The sequence below is a fragment of the Variovorax jilinensis genome (genome assembly GCF_030316885.1).
GTDB classification, from domain to species: domain Bacteria; phylum Pseudomonadota; class Gammaproteobacteria; order Burkholderiales; family Burkholderiaceae_C; genus Variovorax; species Variovorax jilinensis.
Genome location: NZ_JASZYQ010000002.1, coordinates 398307 through 415941, shown reverse-complemented (window position 1 = coordinate 415941; position 17635 = coordinate 398307). Strand labels below are relative to the sequence as shown.

12 protein-coding genes, 3 tRNA genes and 2 rRNA genes are annotated in these 17635 nt (G+C 62.8%); 5 read left to right on the top strand and 12 right to left on the bottom strand.

Translation table 11 applies throughout. The features are described 5' to 3' along the window. Nucleotides 1–21 precede the first annotated feature (21 nt). The 8 genes from QTH87_RS09060 to yaaA all read right to left on the bottom strand — a co-directional run bounded on the left by QTH87_RS09060 (nucleotide 22) and on the right by yaaA (nucleotide 9002). A 23S ribosomal RNA gene (locus QTH87_RS09060) occupies nucleotides 22–2896 on the bottom strand. A gap of 323 nt (nucleotides 2897–3219) precedes the next feature. Continuing rightward, nucleotides 3220–3295 (bottom strand) — tRNA-Ala (locus QTH87_RS09055). A gap of 49 nt (nucleotides 3296–3344) precedes the next feature. Then, nucleotides 3345–3421, bottom strand: a tRNA-Ile gene (locus QTH87_RS09050). A gap of 70 nt (nucleotides 3422–3491) precedes the next feature. Further along, nucleotides 3492–5026 (bottom strand): 16S ribosomal RNA (locus tag QTH87_RS09045). Together the 16S and 23S rRNA genes with 2 tRNA genes alongside form the textbook arrangement of a ribosomal RNA operon. A 571-nt stretch (nucleotides 5027–5597) precedes the next feature. Continuing rightward, nucleotides 5598–6455, bottom strand: a complete 858-nt coding sequence (queF, locus tag QTH87_RS09040) for an NADPH-dependent 7-cyano-7-deazaguanine reductase QueF (RefSeq protein ID WP_286608586.1) — start codon at nucleotides 6453–6455, stop codon at nucleotides 5598–5600. After that, a complete protein-coding gene (locus tag QTH87_RS09035; protein ID WP_286608585.1) occupies nucleotides 6452–7345 on the bottom strand; it encodes an alpha/beta fold hydrolase in 894 nt (297 codons plus the stop codon). Before QTH87_RS09035 ends, queF begins: the two co-directional genes overlap by 4 nt. An 8-nt stretch (nucleotides 7346–7353) precedes the next feature. Next, entirely contained in the window at nucleotides 7354–8199 is an 846-nt protein-coding gene (locus QTH87_RS09030; protein ID WP_286608584.1) for a 2OG-Fe(II) oxygenase, read from the bottom strand. Next, entirely contained in the window at nucleotides 8196–9002 is an 807-nt protein-coding gene (gene yaaA / locus QTH87_RS09025) for a peroxide stress protein YaaA (RefSeq protein WP_286608583.1), read from the bottom strand. Before yaaA ends, QTH87_RS09030 begins: the two co-directional genes overlap by 4 nt. A gap of 119 nt (nucleotides 9003–9121) precedes the next feature. Here yaaA and QTH87_RS09020 point away from each other — a divergent pair, with 119 nt between their 5' ends. Then, nucleotides 9122–11992, top strand: a complete 2871-nt coding sequence (locus QTH87_RS09020; protein ID WP_286608582.1) for a valine--tRNA ligase — start codon at nucleotides 9122–9124, stop codon at nucleotides 11990–11992. 92 nt (nucleotides 11993–12084) lie between these two features. Next, nucleotides 12085–12975, top strand: coding sequence for a UTP--glucose-1-phosphate uridylyltransferase GalU (gene galU, locus QTH87_RS09015; protein WP_286608581.1), 891 nt, complete (start codon nucleotides 12085–12087; stop codon nucleotides 12973–12975). Here the strand turns inward: galU and QTH87_RS09010 are convergent. The 4 genes from QTH87_RS09010 to cysM are packed head-to-tail and all read right to left on the bottom strand — an operon-like array spanning nucleotide 12956 to nucleotide 15785. After that, complete coding sequence (locus QTH87_RS09010; RefSeq protein WP_286608580.1) at nucleotides 12956–14074, bottom strand: SGNH/GDSL hydrolase family protein; 1119 nt, start codon at nucleotides 14072–14074, stop codon at nucleotides 12956–12958. The two genes, galU and QTH87_RS09010, sit on opposite strands and share 20 nt — an antisense overlap. 15 nt (nucleotides 14075–14089) lie before the next feature. Then, nucleotides 14090–14317 carry a sulfurtransferase TusA family protein gene (locus QTH87_RS09005; RefSeq protein WP_286608579.1) on the bottom strand — a complete coding sequence of 76 codons (228 nt, stop codon included), beginning with the start codon at nucleotides 14315–14317 and terminating at the stop codon, nucleotides 14090–14092. Between the two features lie 28 nt (nucleotides 14318–14345). Beyond that, nucleotides 14346–14879, bottom strand: coding sequence for an NUDIX hydrolase (locus QTH87_RS09000; protein ID WP_286608578.1), 534 nt, complete (start codon nucleotides 14877–14879; stop codon nucleotides 14346–14348). A gap of 3 nt (nucleotides 14880–14882) precedes the next feature. Then, a complete protein-coding gene (gene cysM / locus QTH87_RS08995; protein ID WP_286608577.1) occupies nucleotides 14883–15785 on the bottom strand; it encodes a cysteine synthase CysM in 903 nt (300 codons plus the stop codon). Between the two features lie 41 nt (nucleotides 15786–15826). Between cysM and QTH87_RS08990 the strand changes: the two genes are divergently transcribed. The 3 genes from QTH87_RS08990 (at nucleotide 15827) to QTH87_RS08980 (ending at nucleotide 17624) form a co-directional block, all read left to right on the top strand. Continuing rightward, nucleotides 15827–15911, top strand: a tRNA-Leu gene (locus QTH87_RS08990). Nucleotides 15912–16113: 202 nt separating this feature from the next. After that, nucleotides 16114–16275 (top strand): hypothetical protein, encoded by a 162-nt coding sequence (locus QTH87_RS08985; RefSeq protein WP_286608576.1) that lies wholly within the window; start codon nucleotides 16114–16116, stop codon nucleotides 16273–16275. 353 nt (nucleotides 16276–16628) lie between these two features. Further along, nucleotides 16629–17624 (top strand): sigma 54-interacting transcriptional regulator, encoded by a 996-nt coding sequence (locus tag QTH87_RS08980; RefSeq protein WP_286608575.1) that lies wholly within the window; start codon nucleotides 16629–16631, stop codon nucleotides 17622–17624. Nucleotides 17625–17635 lie beyond the last annotated feature (11 nt).

The window sequence follows — 17635 nt, the reverse complement described above, 5'->3', positions numbered from 1 at the left end:
TTGATCGTAGATCAAAGTTATAGGGTCAAGCCGCACGAGCAATTAGTATCAGTTAGCTTAACGCATTACTGCGCTTCCACACCTGACCTATCAACGTCCTGGTCTTGAACGACTCTTTAGGGGGCTCAAGGCCCCGGCAGATCTCATCTTGAAACGAGTTTCCCGCTTAGATGCTTTCAGCGGTTATCTCTTCCACACTTAGCTACTCGGCAATGCCACTGGCGTGACAACCGATACACCAGAGGTGTGTCCACTCCGGTCCTCTCGTACTAGGAGCAGGCTTCCTCAAATCTGCAGCGCCCACGGAAGATAGGGACCAAACTGTCTCACGACGTTTTAAACCCAGCTCACGTACCTCTTTAAATGGCGAACAGCCATACCCTTGGGACCGGCTACAGCCCCAGGATGAGATGAGCCGACATCGAGGTGCCAAACACCGCCGTCGATATGAACTCTTGGGCGGTATCAGCCTGTTATCCCCAGAGTACCTTTTATCCGTTGAGCGATGGCCCTTCCATACAGAACCACCGGATCACTATGTCCTGCTTTCGCATCTGCTCGACTTGTCAGTCTCGCAGTTAAGCACGCTTATGCCATTGCACTATCGTCACGATGTCCGACCGTAACTAGCGTACCTTCGAACTCCTCCGTTACGCTTTGGGAGGAGACCGCCCCAGTCAAACTGCCTACCATGCACTGTCCCCGATCCAGATAATGGACCTAGGTTAGAACCTCAAACACACCAGGGTGGTATTTCAACGTTGGCTCCACAAGATCTAGCGACCCTGCTTCAAAGCCTCCCACCTATCCTACACAGATCTGTTCAAAGTCCAATACAAAGCTACAGTAAAGGTTCATGGGGTCTTTCCGTCTTTCCGCGGGGAGATTGCATCATCACAAACATTTCAACTTCGCTGAGTCTCAGGAGGAGACAGTGTGGCCATCGTTACGCCATTCGTGCAGGTCGGAACTTACCCGACAAGGAATTTCGCTACCTTAGGACCGTTATAGTTACGGCCGCCGTTTACTGGGACTTCAATCAAGAGCTTGCACCCCATCATTTAATCTTCCAGCACCGGGCAGGCGTCACACCCTATACGTCCACTTTCGTGTTTGCAGAGTGCTGTGTTTTTAATAAACAGTCGCAGCCACCGATTTTTTGCAACCCATTCATGCTCCGTTGTTCACTTCACACTAATAGGGCACACCTTCTTCCGAAGTTACGGTGTCAATTTGCCGAGTTCCTTCTCCTGAGTTCTCTCAAGCGCCTTAGAATACTCATCTCGCGCACCAGTGTCGGTTTGCGGTACGGTCGTGTGTAGCTGAAGCTTAGTGGCTTTTCCTGGAACCTCGTTCAGTCACTTCGCGAGCAAGCTCGCTCGATCATGGGCCTCGGTATATGTACGCCGGATTTGCCTAACGTACGCCTACTTCCCACTAAACCGGGATATCCAACACCCGGATGACCTATTAAGATCCGTCCCCACATCGCACTACACATCGGTACAGGAATATTGACCTGTTTCCCATCAGCTACGCATCTCTGCCTCGCCTTAGGGGCCGACTCACTCTACGCCGATGAACGTTGCGTAGAAAACCTTGCGCTTACGGCGAGGGGGCTTTTCACCCCCTTTAACGCTACTCATGTCAGCATTCGCACTTCTGATACCTCCAGCACGCTTTACAACGCACCTTCACAGGCTTACAGAACGCTCTCCTACCACTTGCAATAAATTGCAAATCCGCAGCTTCGGTAACTGGCTTAGCCCCGTTACATCTTCCGCGCAGGACGACTCGATCAGTGAGCTATTACGCTTTCTTTAAATGATGGCTGCTTCTAAGCCAACATCCTGACTGTTTTAGCCTTCCCACTTCGTTTCCCACTTAGCCAATTTTAGGGACCTTAGCTGGCGGTCTGGGTTGTTTCCCTCTTGAGTCCGGACGTTAGCACCCGGTGCTCTGTCTCCCAAGCTGTACTCGTCGGTATTCGGAGTTTGCCTTGGTTTGGTAAGTCGCCATGACCCCCTAGCCAAAACAGTGCTCTACCCCCGACGGTAATACTTGAGGCACTACCTAAATAGTTTTCGGAGAGAACCAGCTATTTCCAAGTTTGTTTAGCCTTTCACCCCTATCCACAGCTCATCCGCTAGTTTTGCAACACTAGTCGGTTCGGACCTCCAGTACCTGTTACGGCACCTTCATCCTGGCCATGGATAGATCACTTGGTTTCGGGTCTACACCCAGCGACTGATCGCCCTATTCGGACTCGATTTCTCTACGGCTTCCCTATTCGGTTAACCTTGCCACTGAATGTAAGTCGCTGACCCATTATACAAAAGGTACGCAGTCACCCCTTACGAGGCTCCTACTTTTTGTAAGCACGCGGTTTCAGGATCTATTTCACTCCCCTCCCGGGGTTCTTTTCGCCTTTCCCTCACGGTACTAGTTCACTATCGGTCGATGATGAGTATTTAGCCTTGGAGGATGGTCCCCCCATATTCAGACAGGATTTCTCGTGTCCCGCCCTACTTTTCGTTAGCTCAGTACCACACAGGTCTTTTCACGTACGGGGCTGTCACCCACTATGGCCAGTCTTTCCAAACTGTTCCGTTAAGTCTTGTGCTATCACTAACAGGCTCTTCCGATTTCGCTCGCCACTACTTTCGGAATCTCGGTTGATGTCTTTTCCTCGAGCTACTGAGATGTTTCAGTTCACCCGGTTCGCCTCGCATGCCTATGTATTCAGCATGCGATACCTTTGCAGGTGGGTTTCCCCATTCGGATATCTCCGGATCAAAGCTAATTTGCCAGCTCCCCGAAGCTTTTCGCAGGCTATCACGTCCTTCGTCGCCTATCATCGCCAAGGCATCCACCACGTGCTCTTATTCACTTGACCCTATAACTTTGACGTTTCCTCACGGAAACCAAAATCAATCAAGGAATTGACAGGTCTCTCACCTGTCGCGTTATGCCGTTCTTCATACTTTCAAGTTTCCTCGAAATTGAAGTTCATATTTGACGCAATCAAAAATTCATGTCGCTGATGGCACGGTCCGCACTAAACCTTTACGAATGTGCGGTTTCCACCAGCGACGCTAATTCGACTCTATGAATTTTTAAAGAACAGCCGATTGATCGAGAGATCTCGATCAACAACAAAGATGCCTCTTGCAAAGCAGCTTTGGTGTTGATTTTCTACTTGTTTTTCGTTGTACGGATTGGTGGAGGATGACGGGATCGAACCGACGACCCCCTGCTTGCAAAGCAGGTGCTCTCCCAGCTGAGCTAATCCCCCGGGTCCTCACATCCGGCACCGAGACGGCACCATGACCATTGGAAGAATTTGGTGGGTCTAGTTGGGCTCGAACCAACGACCCCCGCCTTATCAAGACGGTGCTCTAACCAGCTGAGCTACAGACCCATGTCGATCACTCGACTTCATCCAACAACCGATAAGTGTGGGCGTTCAGCTTGAACAGCTTTATTTCCAGAAAGGAGGTGATCCAGCCGCACCTTCCGATACGGCTACCTTGTTACGACTTCACCCCAGTCACGAACCCTGCCGTGGTAATCGCCCTCCTTGCGGTTAAGCTAACTACTTCTGGCAGAACCCGCTCCCATGGTGTGACGGGCGGTGTGTACAAGACCCGGGAACGTATTCACCGTGACATTCTGATCCACGATTACTAGCGATTCCGACTTCACGCAGTCGAGTTGCAGACTGCGATCCGGACTACGACTGGTTTTATGGGATTAGCTCCCCCTCGCGGGTTGGCAACCCTTTGTACCAGCCATTGTATGACGTGTGTAGCCCCACCTATAAGGGCCATGAGGACTTGACGTCATCCCCACCTTCCTCCGGTTTGTCACCGGCAGTCTCACTAGAGTGCCCAACTAAATGTAGCAACTAATGACAAGGGTTGCGCTCGTTGCGGGACTTAACCCAACATCTCACGACACGAGCTGACGACAGCCATGCAGCACCTGTGTTACGGTTCTCTTTCGAGCACTAAGCCATCTCTGGCAAATTCCGTACATGTCAAAGGTGGGTAAGGTTTTTCGCGTTGCATCGAATTAAACCACATCATCCACCGCTTGTGCGGGTCCCCGTCAATTCCTTTGAGTTTCAACCTTGCGGCCGTACTCCCCAGGCGGTCAACTTCACGCGTTAGCTTCGTTACTGAGTCAGTGAAGACCCAACAACCAGTTGACATCGTTTAGGGCGTGGACTACCAGGGTATCTAATCCTGTTTGCTCCCCACGCTTTCGTGCATGAGCGTCAGTACAGGTCCAGGGGATTGCCTTCGCCATCGGTGTTCCTCCGCATATCTACGCATTTCACTGCTACACGCGGAATTCCATCCCCCTCTACCGTACTCTAGCTATGCAGTCACAGATGCAGTTCCCAGGTTGAGCCCGGGGATTTCACAACTGTCTTACATAACCGCCTGCGCACGCTTTACGCCCAGTAATTCCGATTAACGCTTGCACCCTACGTATTACCGCGGCTGCTGGCACGTAGTTAGCCGGTGCTTATTCTTACGGTACCGTCATGAGCTCTCTTTATTAGAAAGAACCTTTTCGTTCCGTACAAAAGCAGTTTACAACCCGAAGGCCTTCATCCTGCACGCGGCATGGCTGGATCAGGCTTGCGCCCATTGTCCAAAATTCCCCACTGCTGCCTCCCGTAGGAGTCTGGGCCGTGTCTCAGTCCCAGTGTGGCTGGTCGTCCTCTCAGACCAGCTACAGATCGAAGGCTTGGTGAGCCTTTACCTCACCAACTACCTAATCTGCCATCGGCCGCTCCATTCGCGCAAGGTCTTGCGATCCCCTGCTTTCATCCGTAGATCTTATGCGGTATTAGCACAGCTTTCGCTGCGTTATCCCCCACGATTGGGCACGTTCCGATGTATTACTCACCCGTTCGCCACTCGCCGCCAGGATTGCTCCCGCGCTGCCGTTCGACTTGCATGTGTAAGGCATGCCGCCAGCGTTCAATCTGAGCCAGGATCAAACTCTATAGTTCGATCTTGATTTTGCGTCTGACCTCGCGGTCAAACAAAACTCATAAAAAAAGAAATTGAAGTGAACTTCACTTCTATTCTCATGAGCGTTTAAAGTCTTGAAGACTTTGTTCCGAAGAACTTAGCCATTCGCCTCAAACGCCCACGCTTATCGGCTGTATATTTTTAAGGATCCTCGCAAAAACATCTGACTGTTTTTGCCGACTCGCTGTGATCAGCGAAGCCTTCGATTCTAGCACGGTTTTAATAGAACCGGCAAACTATTTTTTCTTCCTTCGCCGAACTCACCAGACAAACCAGCGAATCCCACAAAGCCACCCTCTTCGATTCCCACTCGACCCCTCCAGGCAAAACCCTTCAGAACCGTTGCAGTCACCGCGCTGAGCGGAGCCTTCGATTATGACACAGATTTTTTGATCTCGTCAACCTCAAGAGGCTTTTTTCTTCCGCTCCACCGAACCCGCAATCAACAACCCCAGAGAGGCCTCGATCACTGCTTCGCTGCAGCTGAGCCGTCGATTATGGCACGACTTTCGAGGGTTTCCCCGACCTCCCTCAACTTTTTGAAGAAGATCACTGACGCGCAGTGCGCGCGTTGGCTGGCAGGGCCTGCGGCCAGCTGGTCCGGAAGGGATTGATGTCCAGGCCGCCGCGCCGCGTATAGCGCGCATAGACCGCCAGCTGCGTAGGGGCGCAGCGCCGCCAGATGTCCGTGAAGATGCGCTCGGCGCAGGGCTCGTGGAATTCGTTGTGGTTGCGGAAGCTCACGATGTAGGCGAGCAGGCCGGCCTGGTCGATCGGCGGGCCGTTGTATCGAATCTGCACGCTGCCCCAGTCGGGCTGGCCGGTCACCAGGCAATTGCTCTTCAGCAGGCGACTGGTGAGGGTCTCCGTCACGGGAGGCTGCGACATGTCACAGCCCAGCAACTCGGGCGCCGGCTGGTATTGGGTGCACTCGATGTCGAGGCGGTCGAGATCGAGGCCGTCGAGTTCATGCACCGGCTCCTGGTCGAAGACTTCGGGCGACAGCAGCTTCACACCGACGCTTGCCGAGCGTTCGCTGCCACGCCAGACGGCCTCGCCGAGATCGGTACGCAGGCGCTCCCGCACGGCCTGCGCATCGACGAACACCGAGCTGTTGAAGCTGTTCAGGTAGAGCTTGAAGGACTTGCTCTCGATGATGTTGGGCGTGTCGCAGGGGATCGTGAAGTGCGCGATCGCCAATTGCGGCTTGCCGCGCGGGTTGAGCCAGCTCAGTTCGAAGGCGGTCCACAGGTCGGCGCCAAAGAAGGGGAGGCGGTCGCTCGCGATGCCCATGGCCTCGCGCTGCGTGGCGCGCGGGATCGGGAACAGCAGGCCGGCGTCGTATTGGTCGATGTACGCCGAGGCCCGGCCCAGCTGCGATTGTTCGGGGGTGTTGTCGAGGCTCATGCGCGATTGTCTGCGGCTTCGAGGAAAGGAAGGATGTGCTGCATGAGGATCTCGACCACCTGGGGTGGCAGGTCATGGCCCATGCCGGGCACGGCGACAAAGTGGGCGCCGGTGATCCGCTGCGCCGCGTCACGGCCACAGGCGATCGGCACCAGGGCGTCCGCCTCGCCGTGCAGCACGAGGGTGGGGCTCTCGATGCGCGACAGCAGTTCGGCCCGGGAGGTGTCGGCCACGACCGCGAGCATCTGCCGCATCATCCCGGCGGGCCGGTACGCGCGGCGCATGGCGAAGCGGATGCGCTCGGCAACGACCGCGTCCTCCTGCGGGTAGGCCGGACTTTCGATCAGTCGCACCATGCCGAGGCTGTGGGCCACGAGCGCCGCCTCTGTGCGGCTCGCGGGCCGCCGGATCAGCGCGGCCGCGACGTCGGCGCGCGGGCCCGGCAGCTTTCGCGCGCCGCTCGAACTCATGATGCTGACCAGGCTGGCGGTGCGCTGCGGCGCGCTGGCCGCGAGCCGCTGGGCGATCATGCCGCCCATCGACGCACCGACCACGTGGGCGCGCGCGATGCCGAGCGCATCCAGCACGCCGAGCGAATCGTTCGCCATGTCCTGCAGGCTGTAGGGCGAGCGGATGCGCAGCCCGAGGCGCTGGCGCACGCTCTGCCACAGCAGATTGGGAGCACCGGCGTCGTCGAACCCCTGGCTCAGGCCGATGTCGCGGTTGTCGTGGCGAACCACGCGAAAGCCGCCGTCGACCAGCGCCTGCACGAAGTCGTCCGGCCAGCCGATCAGCTGCATGCCAAGGCCCATCACGAGCAGCGCCACCGGCCGCCCCTCGCCGCCGGAGTCCTGGACTTCGATCTCGATGCCGTTGGTCTTGATCTTCATGTTCGGGTTCAGATGAATTCGCGTTCGCGCAGCCACTTGGTGGCCACCCATTTCTCGCCCGCCACGACCGGCGCGCCGCCGTGCAGCGTGCGGGTGGACGGATCGGGCCGGTCGTAGCTAAAGAAGACCGCGCTGCCGCGCTGGGGCGCGACCTCGAGGCCGACGTCGGGGAAGGTGGTGCCGCCGCCCTGCTCGGGTTCCTGCAGGTACATCACGAGCGTGGCGACGCGCTGGCCGCCGCGCCGCAGGATGGTCGGCGTGCCGGGTTCGCCGGGATCGAAGTAGTCGTAGTGCGGGCGGTATTGCGCACCGGGCGCGTAGCGCAGGATCTGCAGCCCTTCGCCGAACTCGAGCGGCCATTTGAGCAGCTTCGCGATGCGCTGCTCGATGCGGGCGACGACCGGGTTCTCGCCGCGCTCGAAGAACATGCCGTCGCTGGTGCGGTCGACGTTGAGCGCCTCGCCGCCGGTCTTGGTCTCGACCGTGAGCGAACGTGCGAGGCGCTGGCGCGCCGCCGCGATCAGGGCCTCGCATTCGTCTGCCGACAGCAGGTCGCCGAAGACGATGACGCGCGGATGCTGCATCGTCTGCAGCACGCGCACCGGCCTGTCGCCGGCATCGACCAGCAGCGGCGAGCCCGAGAGATCGGGGCCCGGCATGGCCGGACGTGGCGCGGCCGGCAGCACGGCCCCCGTGGACTGCAGCTCGATCGCCTGCAGCGCGAGGTCGGCCGCCTCATCGCGCCAGCCGGCAGCTCGCATCGAGGCACGCAGGCTCGGCACCGAATGCCCGGCCGCGAGCTGCGCCGCGACCCACTCGCGCAGTTCGGGGGTGATGGGCTGGCCTTCGCTCATGACGATTTCCTTCTGAACACCATCTGATCCGGCTTCGAGGCCGCTGCATCGAAGCCATAGCCCTCGAGGTCGAAACGCTCGAGGGCGCGCGGCGTGGCCGCCTCGTGCAGCACGGCCCAGCGTGCCATGAGTCCGCGCGCGCGCTTGGCGAAGAAGCTGATGACCTTGTAGCGGCCCGGCTCGCCGCGGCCCGCACCGGCCTTCCACTCCTCGAACACGCATTCGACCACGCGGGCCTTGAGCACACCGAGGTCGACCGAGCGGAAGTATTCCTGCGATGCCAGGTTGATCACGACCGGCGTGCGGTCGGCCCCCAGCCGCTCGTTGAGGTAGGCCGCGATGCGCGAGCCCCAGAAGGCGTAGAGGTCCTTGCCGTGGCGGTTGGCCAGTTGCGTGCCCATCTCGAGCCGGTAGGGCTGCAGCAGGTCGAGCGGGCGCAGCACGCCATAGAGACCGCTCAGGATGCACAGATGGTCCTGGGCCCAGGCCAGCTGCGCGCCATCGAGCGTCTTGGCGTCGAGGCCGCCGTAGACGTCGCCATCGAAGGCCAGCGCGGCCTGTTTCGCGTTGCGCGCGGTGGCCTTCGATGCCCAGGCGCCATAGCGGGCCACGTTGAGGGCCGAGAGCTTGTCCGACAGGCTCATGAGTTCGGCGATCTGCTGCGGCGACTTCTCGCGCAGCACCCTGATCAGCTCGGCGGCCGGGCCTCGCGGGCCCTCGAAGCGGGGCTGCGTGGCAGGCAGGGCGTCGGGCGGCGGCGTGTCGTAGTCGAGCGACTTGGCAGGGGAAAGCAGGAACAGCATCGGCGAATTATCGGGCGGCGTCGCGGTTCGACACGGGGTGCGCCCAGTCGAATAAAATTCCCCTCACCTCCACCCCCACAAGCGGCATCCTGCGGGATGCCGTTCGTCTTTGCAACGCCATGAGCGACACCCTGCCCCAACCCGGCCTCGAGAGCCTTTCCAAATCCTTCGAACCCGTTGCCATCGAGGCGCACTGGGGGCCCGAATGGGAGCGGCGCGGCTACGCGGCCGCCGGCTTCCGCGGCACCGGCAAGGCCCGGCCGGATGCCGGCGCCTTCTCGATCCAGCTGCCGCCGCCGAACGTCACGGGCACGCTGCACATGGGCCATGCGTTCAACCAGACCATCATGGACAGCCTCGCGCGCTATCACCGCATGGCGGGCGACAACACGCTGTGGGTGCCTGGCACCGACCACGCGGGCATCGCGACCCAGATCGTGGTCGAGCGCCAGTTGCAGGAGCAGAAGATCAGCCGCCACGACCTCGGCCGCAAGAACTTCGTCGCCCGGGTCTGGGAATGGAAGCAGCAGTCGGGGAACACCATCACCCGGCAGATGCGCCGCATGGGCGACACGGTCGACTGGAGCCGCGAGTACTTCACGATGGACGACGACCTCTCGCAGGTCGTGACGCAGACCTTCGTGCAGCTCTATGAGGAAGGCCTGATCTACCGCGGCAAGCGCCTGGTCAACTGGGACCCGGTGCTCAAGACCGCGGTCAGCGACCTGGAGGTCGAGAGCGAGGAGGAAGACGGCTTCCTCTGGCACATCGCCTATCCGCTCGAGGACGGCTCGGGCTCGCTCACGGTGGCCACCACGCGCCCCGAGACCATGCTCGGCGACGTCGCCGTGATGGTCCATCCCGAGGACGAACGCTACCGCAAGCTGATCGGCCAGCACGTCAGGCTGCCGCTGGTCGACCGGCTGATTCCGGTGATCGCCGACGACTACGTCGACCGCGAATTCGGCACCGGCGTGGTCAAGGTCACGCCCGCGCACGACCCCAACGACTACGCAGTCGGCCAGCGCCACGGCCTCGAGAACATCGGCGTGCTCACGCTCGACGCCACGATCAACGACAACGCGCCCGGGAAATACCGCGGCATGGACCGCTTCGTGGCCCGCAAGGCCGTGGTGGCCGACCTCGAGGCGCTGGGCCTGCTGGTCGAGACGAAGAAGCACAGGCTCATGGTGCCGCGCTGTGCGCGCACCGGCGCGGTGGTCGAGCCGATGCTGACCGACCAGTGGTTCGTCGCCATGACCAGGCCGGACGCCAACGGACAGTCGATCGCTCAGAAGGCGATCGACGCCGTGCGCTCGGGCGAGGTCAGCTTCGTGCCCGAGAACTGGGTCAACACCTACAACCACTGGATGGAGAACATCCAGGACTGGACCATCTCGCGCCAGCTCTGGTGGGGCCACCAGATTCCGGCCTGGTACGACGAGGACGGCCGGGTCTACGTGGCCCGCAGCGAGGAAGAGGCACAGGCCCAGGCACCGGGCAGGACGCTCCGGCGCGACGAGGACGTGCTCGACACCTGGTACTCGTCGGCGCTGATCCCGTTCTCGTCGCTCGGCTGGCCGGCAAAGACCGAGGACCTCGACCTCTACCTGCCCTCCAGCGTGCTGGTCACGGGCTACGACATCATCTTCTTCTGGGTCGCCCGGATGATCATGATGACCAAGCACTTCACGGGCAAGGTGCCGTTCAGGCACGTCTACATCCACGGCCTGGTGCGCGATTCGCACGGCAAGAAGATGAGCAAGTCCGAGGGCAACGTGCTCGACCCGGTCGACCTGATCGACGGCATCGCGCTGCCCGAGCTGCTCGACAAGCGCACCCAGGGGCTGCGCAAGCCCGAGACCGCGCCCGCGGTGCGCAAGAACACGCAAAAGGAATTCCCGGACGGCATCCCGGCCTTCGGCGCCGACGCACTGCGCTTCACCTTCGCCTCGCTGGCCTCGCTGGGCCGCAGCATCAACTTCGATGCCAAGCGCTGCGAGGGCTATCGCAACTTCTGCAACAAGCTCTGGAATGCGACCCGCTTCGTGCTCATGAATTGCGAAAGCCAGGATTGCGGCCTGCGCGAGCACACCAAGGCCGAGTGCGCGCCCGGCGGCCCGGCCCACGGCTACCTGCAGTTCAGCCAGGCCGATCGCTGGATCACTTCGAAGCTGCAGCGCGTCGAGGCCGAGGTCACGAAGGGCTTCGACGAATACCGGCTCGACAACGTCGCCAACGCGATCTACCAGTTCGCCTGGGACGAGTTCTGCGACTGGTACCTCGAGATCGCCAAGGTCCAGATCCAGCAGGGCGACGCCGCGCAGCAGCGCGCCACGCGCCGGACGCTGATCCGCACGCTCGAGACCCTGCTGCGGCTCGCGCATCCGGTGATCCCTTTCATCACCGAGGCGCTATGGCAGAAGGTGGCGCCGGTGGCCGGGCGCGAAGGCGAGTCGGTGATGATCGCCGCCTACCCGAAGAGCCAGCCCGAGAAGATCGACGAGGCTGCCGAGGCGCATGTGGCACGGCTCAAGTCGCTGGTCGACGCCTGCCGCACGCTGCGCGGCGAGATGAACGTCTCGCCGGCCACGCGGATGCCGCTCTACGCGGTGGCCGACGATGCCGCCAGCAGCGACTTCCTGCGCAGCGCCGCGCCGGTGCTGCAGGCGCTCGCCAAGCTCAAGGAAGTGAAGGTCTTCGACGACGCGGCAGCCTGGTCGGCGGCCGCCGAGGCGGCCCCGGTGGCGGTGGTCGGCGACGTGCGCATCTGCCTGCACATGGAAATCGACAAGGCTGCGGAAAAGGTCCGCATCGGCAAGGAGCTTGCGCGAATCGAGGGCGAGATCGCCAAGGTCGATGCCAAACTCGGCAACGAGGCCTTCGTTGCAAAGGCGCCTCCCGCGGTCATCGACCAGGAACGCAAGCGGTTGACGGACTTCAGCGCCACGCTGGAGCGCCTGCGCGACCAGCTTGTGCGCCTCGGCTGACAGACCGTCGGTGGCGCGGGCCTTTAGTATTGCGGAGGTTGCCTGAGGGCAGCCGCCGTTCGACGTCCCTACCTCCTGACCGACTCAAGCCCATGTCCCAAACTTCGACGCGTATTCGCAAGGCCGTGTTTCCCGTAGCAGGATTCGGCACCCGATTCCTGCCTGCCACCAAGGCGCAGCCCAAGGAGATGCTGCCGGTGGTGGACAAGCCGCTCATCCAGTACGCGGTCGAGGAAGCCTATGCCGCGGGCATCCGCGACATGATCTTCGTCACCGGACGCAACAAGCGCGCGATCGAGGATCACTACGACACCGCCTACGAGCTCGAATCGCAGCTCGAGGCCAGCGGGAAGGACGAATTGCTGCGCATCGCGCGTTCGGTCATGCCCGACGACATGACCTGCTCCTACGTGCGCCAGCCGCGCATGCTGGGCCTGGGCCACGCGGTGCTGTGCGCCGAGCACCTGGTGGGCAACGAGCCCTTCGCGGTGCTGCTGGCCGACGACCTGATGGTCGGTCCGAACGGCGGCGAGCCGGTGCTGGCGCAGATGACGCGCATGTACGAGCGACTCGGCGGCTCGCTGCTGGCGGTTCAGGAAGTGCCGCTGGAGCACGTCAAGCGCTACGGCATCGTGGCCGGCGACCCGGTCGAGGACGGCCTGGTGAAGGTCAGCCGCATGATCGAGAAGCCCAAGCCCGAGGAAGCGCCTTCGCGTCTGGGCGTCGCGGGCCGCTACATCCTCACGCCGGGCGTCTTCGCCGAGATCCGCAACCAGCCCAAGGGCGCAGGCGGCGAGATTCAGCTCACCGACGGCATCGCCGCGCTCATGAAGAAGGAAGCGGTGCACGCCTATTCGTACCAGGGCACGCGCTACGACTGCGGCAGCAAGGAAGGTTTCCTGCAGGCCAGCGTGGAACTGGCGCTGGCGCACCCCGAGGTGGGCGCCTCGTTCCGCGAATACCTCAAGAACCTGGTGCTGTAGGCGGCGTCGCCGCCGCGGCCGTCGGCTCGAACAGCGGTTCGAGGAAGCGGCGCAGTTCGGCGTCGGTGATCGGCGTCAGCTTCATGCCGAAGGCCTCGTCGAGCCGCGCCACCAGCGCCTGCGCCCAGATCGCGCTCCTGGCCACGCCGGCATGGGTGTCCGCGAGCCAGGCGTTGCGGGGATCGTCGCCGATCGTGTTCCTGACCTGAATCCGAGGGCCTATCGAGACCGTCCCGGGGGCGGGTTTGCCGTCGGCGCTGCGTCCGCCCCAGCGGCCTTCGAAGAAGGCCAGCTCATCGAAGAACGTGACCTTCGGATTGCCCTTGCCGAGGTCGCGGATTGCGTCGTTGAAACCCGTGAGCGCAAGCTGGAGCTTCTGCGTCTCGGCCGCCGACTGCCACTTGTGAAGGTGCGTCGGTCCGTTGGCGCCGTTGCCGATCCCGACCAGCGCGACGCGCGTCGCAGGGTGCGAGGCCTGGATCAGTGCCACCGCGGCTCCGAGGTCCTTCCTGCATTCATCCGTGGCAGCCAGCACCTCGGGCGCGGCTGGGTCGCGTGCCTGGGCATCGAACAGCGGCCGCCAGTCGTTGAAGCCCATGCGGATCACGACCACGCCTTGCTGCCATCGTACAGGCTCGCGGTTCATGAGTTCGACCAGGCGACGCGCCTGCTGCTGCCCGGACATCAGGTCCAGGCAGCGGGCGCCCGAGTAGGCGAAGTTGTAGCGATAGTCTTCGCGCCGGGGCGAACGCGGGGCTGCCATCAGAAGCCATTCGCGGCTCTGGATCACACCCGGAGCCTCGCCCCAACTGCCCCACGGGCCGAGGTCGAGCTCTTGGCTGCGCAGCCGGGCCAGCACTTCGGTCCATTGGTAGGTCCGGGACCTCAGGGCGCCGCCGCGCTCTTTGGATCCTGCAGGAAAACTGATGTGGTCCTGGTAGGAATGGCTGTCGGAGTCGCCGAGCACCGCGAGCGGAATGGCAAGCGGGGCGGTGGCTTGGGCGCTGCGGTGGTCGGCGTCCCAGGCCGCGGCACCGAACACGGCGACCAACCCCGCCAGCGCGATCGTCGCGGTGGCAGTGCGTACGCCGCTTGGCATGTCGGTTGATGCGGCTCAGCGCCGGCGCAGCACGTGAATGAAGTCGGTGCCGACCGTCTGCTGGTCGACCAGATCGTTGCCGGTCTGGCGCGCGAAGGCCTGGAAATCGCGCACCGAGCCCGCATCCGTGGACACCACCTTGAGCAGCTCTCCGCTGTGCATCTCGTTGAGTGACTTCTTCGCCTTCAGGATCGGCAGCGGGCAGTTGAGACCGCGGGTGTCGAGCTCTTTGTGGATTTGCATGGGGCCGTTCCTTGAAATTGCGGCAATTCTAGGAGGCCGGGCGCGCCGGCCACTCGACGAACTGGGGCTCGTGGCCGCGCGTGCGCAGCCAGTCGGCCAGCGCGTAGCCGGTTCCCGCGGGCCAGCAGCGCAGCGCGGGCAGATCGTAGAGCCGGTAGTCGACCAGTTCGGGTGACAGGCGCACCTCGCCGTCCGCCACCGCGTGGTAGGCGATGATGACCTGATTCATGCGCTGGAAGTCGTAGACGCCGACCAGGTTGAGTTCGCTGGCATCGAGGTTCGTCTCTTCCTTGATCTCGCGCGCGATGCCTTCCTGCGGCGTCTCACCGGCTTCCATGAATCCGGTGATCAGCGCGTAGGCCTTGTGGGCCCAGGCCGCATTGCGCGCCAGCAGCACCTGGCCCCGGTATTCGATGATGCCGGCCAGCACCGGCGTCGGGTTGTTCCAGTGGGTCCAGCCGCAGGCCGGGCAGCGCAGGCGCGACTTCGGGCCGCCGTCCTCGGCGAGTTCGATCGACTCCACGGGCGTGGCGCAGTCGGGGCAATATTTGGGGTGTGGCATGGTTCAGGCCGGGAAGACGCCGGTGGACAGATAGCGATCACCGCGATCGCAGACCACGAAGACGATGGTCGCATTCTCGACCGTCTTCGCGATCTCGAGCGCCACCCACAGCGCGCCGGCGGCCGAGATGCCCGCGAAGATGCCTTCTTCCCTGGCAAGCCGGCGGCAGAGTTCCTCGGCGTTGTCCTGGCTGACGTTGACCACCTGATCGATCCGGCTCGGGTCGTAGATCTTCGGCAGGTATTCCTGCGGCCATTTGCGGATGCCCGGAATGCGCGAACCTTCGTCGGGCTGGGCGCCGACGATGCGTACCGCGGGGTTCTTCTCCTTCAGGAAGCGCGAGACGCCGGTGATGGTGCCCGTGGTGCCCATGGCGCTCACGAAGTGGGTGATGCGGCCCTGGGTATCGGCCCAGATCTCGGGGCCGGTGGTCTCGTAGTGGATGCGCGGGTTGTCCGGGTTGGCGAACTGATCGAGCACCCGGCCCTTGCCCTGCTGCACCATCTGCTCGGCCAGGTCGCGCGCGTATTCCATGCCGCCGCTCTTGGGCGTCAGCATGAGTTCGGCGCCGAACGCCTTCATGGTCTGTGCCCGCTCGACCGACAGGTCCTCCGGCATGATCAGCACCATGCGATAGCCCTTGACGGCCGCCGCCATGGCAAGCGCGATGCCGGTGTTGCCCGAGGTGGCCTCGATCAGCGTATCGCCGGGCTTGATCTCGCCGCGCTCCTCGGCACGCCGGATCATCGACAGCGCCGGCCGGTCCTTGACCGACCCCGCGGGGTTGTTGCCTTCGAGCTTGCCCAGGATCACGTTGCCGCGCGCGGAGTTGGCCGCGGCGTCGATGCGCTGCAGCGCGACCAGCGGCGTCTTGCCGATCGCGTCTTCAATCGTCGGATATTGCATGGAAGGCACTGTGCCATAATTTTGGGCTGCCTTCCTTTCGTGCCCGGGTGGTGAAATTGGTAGACGCAGGGGACTCAAAATCCCCCGCCGCAAGGCGTGCCGGTTCGATTCCGGCCCCGGGCACCATCCGGCACCGAGCCCTCCGCGCTGGCTGCGGGCCGCACGCCCCAGCGTTGCCGCGCTCGCGCGCCGCCAGTCTCCTGCGCCCGCACGGCGCGATGCCGCACAACGCACGCCAGCCACCGCCGACTCCGCACCACGCCGAGCGCCGCTGGCCCCCGACCTGGAACCGCGCTAAACCTGCAGCTACAGGAAACGGAGGCACGCGATGAACAAGGACATCCTCTTCATTCCGGTCGGCGGCACGCGCTTCGAATGCCGCGGACCCCAGGCCAGCATCGTCTGGACCCGGAGCCGCTCGGAGGCGCTGTTCTGGCAGCTGCTCGGCTACACGGTGCACGAGGTCGCGAGCGGCCTGCCCGCTGCTTGAGCGCGGAGACCGGCCATGCTGATCACGTTGAAATCCGTACCGCCCACACCCGACCCGCGCATCGCGATTGCCTGCATACGCGCCTGCATCTGGGCGGGCGTCGAAGGCTGGCCTTTCTGCCGATGGGCGCCAGGCGGCCGTGGCGTCGTCCCGGCGAAGGCCGCACCCTGAAGCCCGGGCGCGCAGTGAGGCGCCGCTTCGCCGTACGCCGTCAGTCATATTGCGCTTGGACGCGAGCCGGGTAGATTGGCGCTCCGGATGGCCCGTCGGTGGGCCCTTACTTTGAGTGCCACACCTCGACTCTCATGTCTTCAAATCTGCTGCGGGAAATCAGGGGCGAACCGGAAGGTTGGATGCGGCTCTCCGAGCAGATCGTCGGCGTCTCGGCTGCCCACCGGCGGATGCTGACGCAGCTCGAACGCATTGCCGCCACCGAGGCGCCGGCACTGATCGAGGGCGAGACCGGCTCGGGCAAGGAGCTTGCCGCGCGCGTGATCCACTACGGTGGCCTGCGCAGCGCGCGGCCGTTCGTGCCGGTCAATTGCGGCGCCCTCCCCGAGACGCTGATCGAATCCGAGCTGTTCGGCCACGAGCGCGGCGCCTTCACCGATGCACGGCATGCGCGCACCGGCCTGGTGGCCGAAGCCAACGGGGGCACGCTCTTCCTCGACGAGGTCGATGCCCTCAGCAGCAAGGCGCAGGTGACCTTGCTCCGCTTTCTTCAGGACCAGCGCTACCGGCCGCTGGGCACGGCACGCGAGCTGACCTCGGACGTGCGCGTGATCGCCGCCACCAACCGGCCGCTGGCGGCGCTTGTGGCCCAGGGCGGATTCCGCGCCGACCTCATGTATCGGCTCAAGATCCTGCACCTCGTGCTGCCGCCGCTGCGCGAACGCGTCGAGGACATCGACCTGCTCGCCGCACACTTCATCGACCGCTTCAGCGCCAAGTACGGATTGCCCGCGAAGACGCTGTCGTCACCCGAACTGCAGTGGCTGCGCAGCCAGCCATGGCACGGCAACGTGCGCGAGCTCGAGAACTGGGTGCACCGCGAATTCCTCATGGGCGGCGGCATTCCCCTGCGCAGCCCGCAGGCGGTCGCGCGGGCCGAAGCGGCGCCCCTGGCCGAAGACTGGGACGACAGCGGATTCATGCGCTTCCAGCTTGCCAAGGCCGAGGCGGTGCGCCTCTTCGAGCAGGACTATCTGCAGCGCGCGCTGCGCCAGGCCGAAGGCAACGTCACGCGCGCTGCACAGATGGTGGGCAAGGAGCGGCGTGCCTTCGGCAAGCTGCTCAAGAAGCATGGCATCGAGCGCGGGCCGGCCTGGGACGGTCCGGACCCGGCCTGAGGCCCGATCGG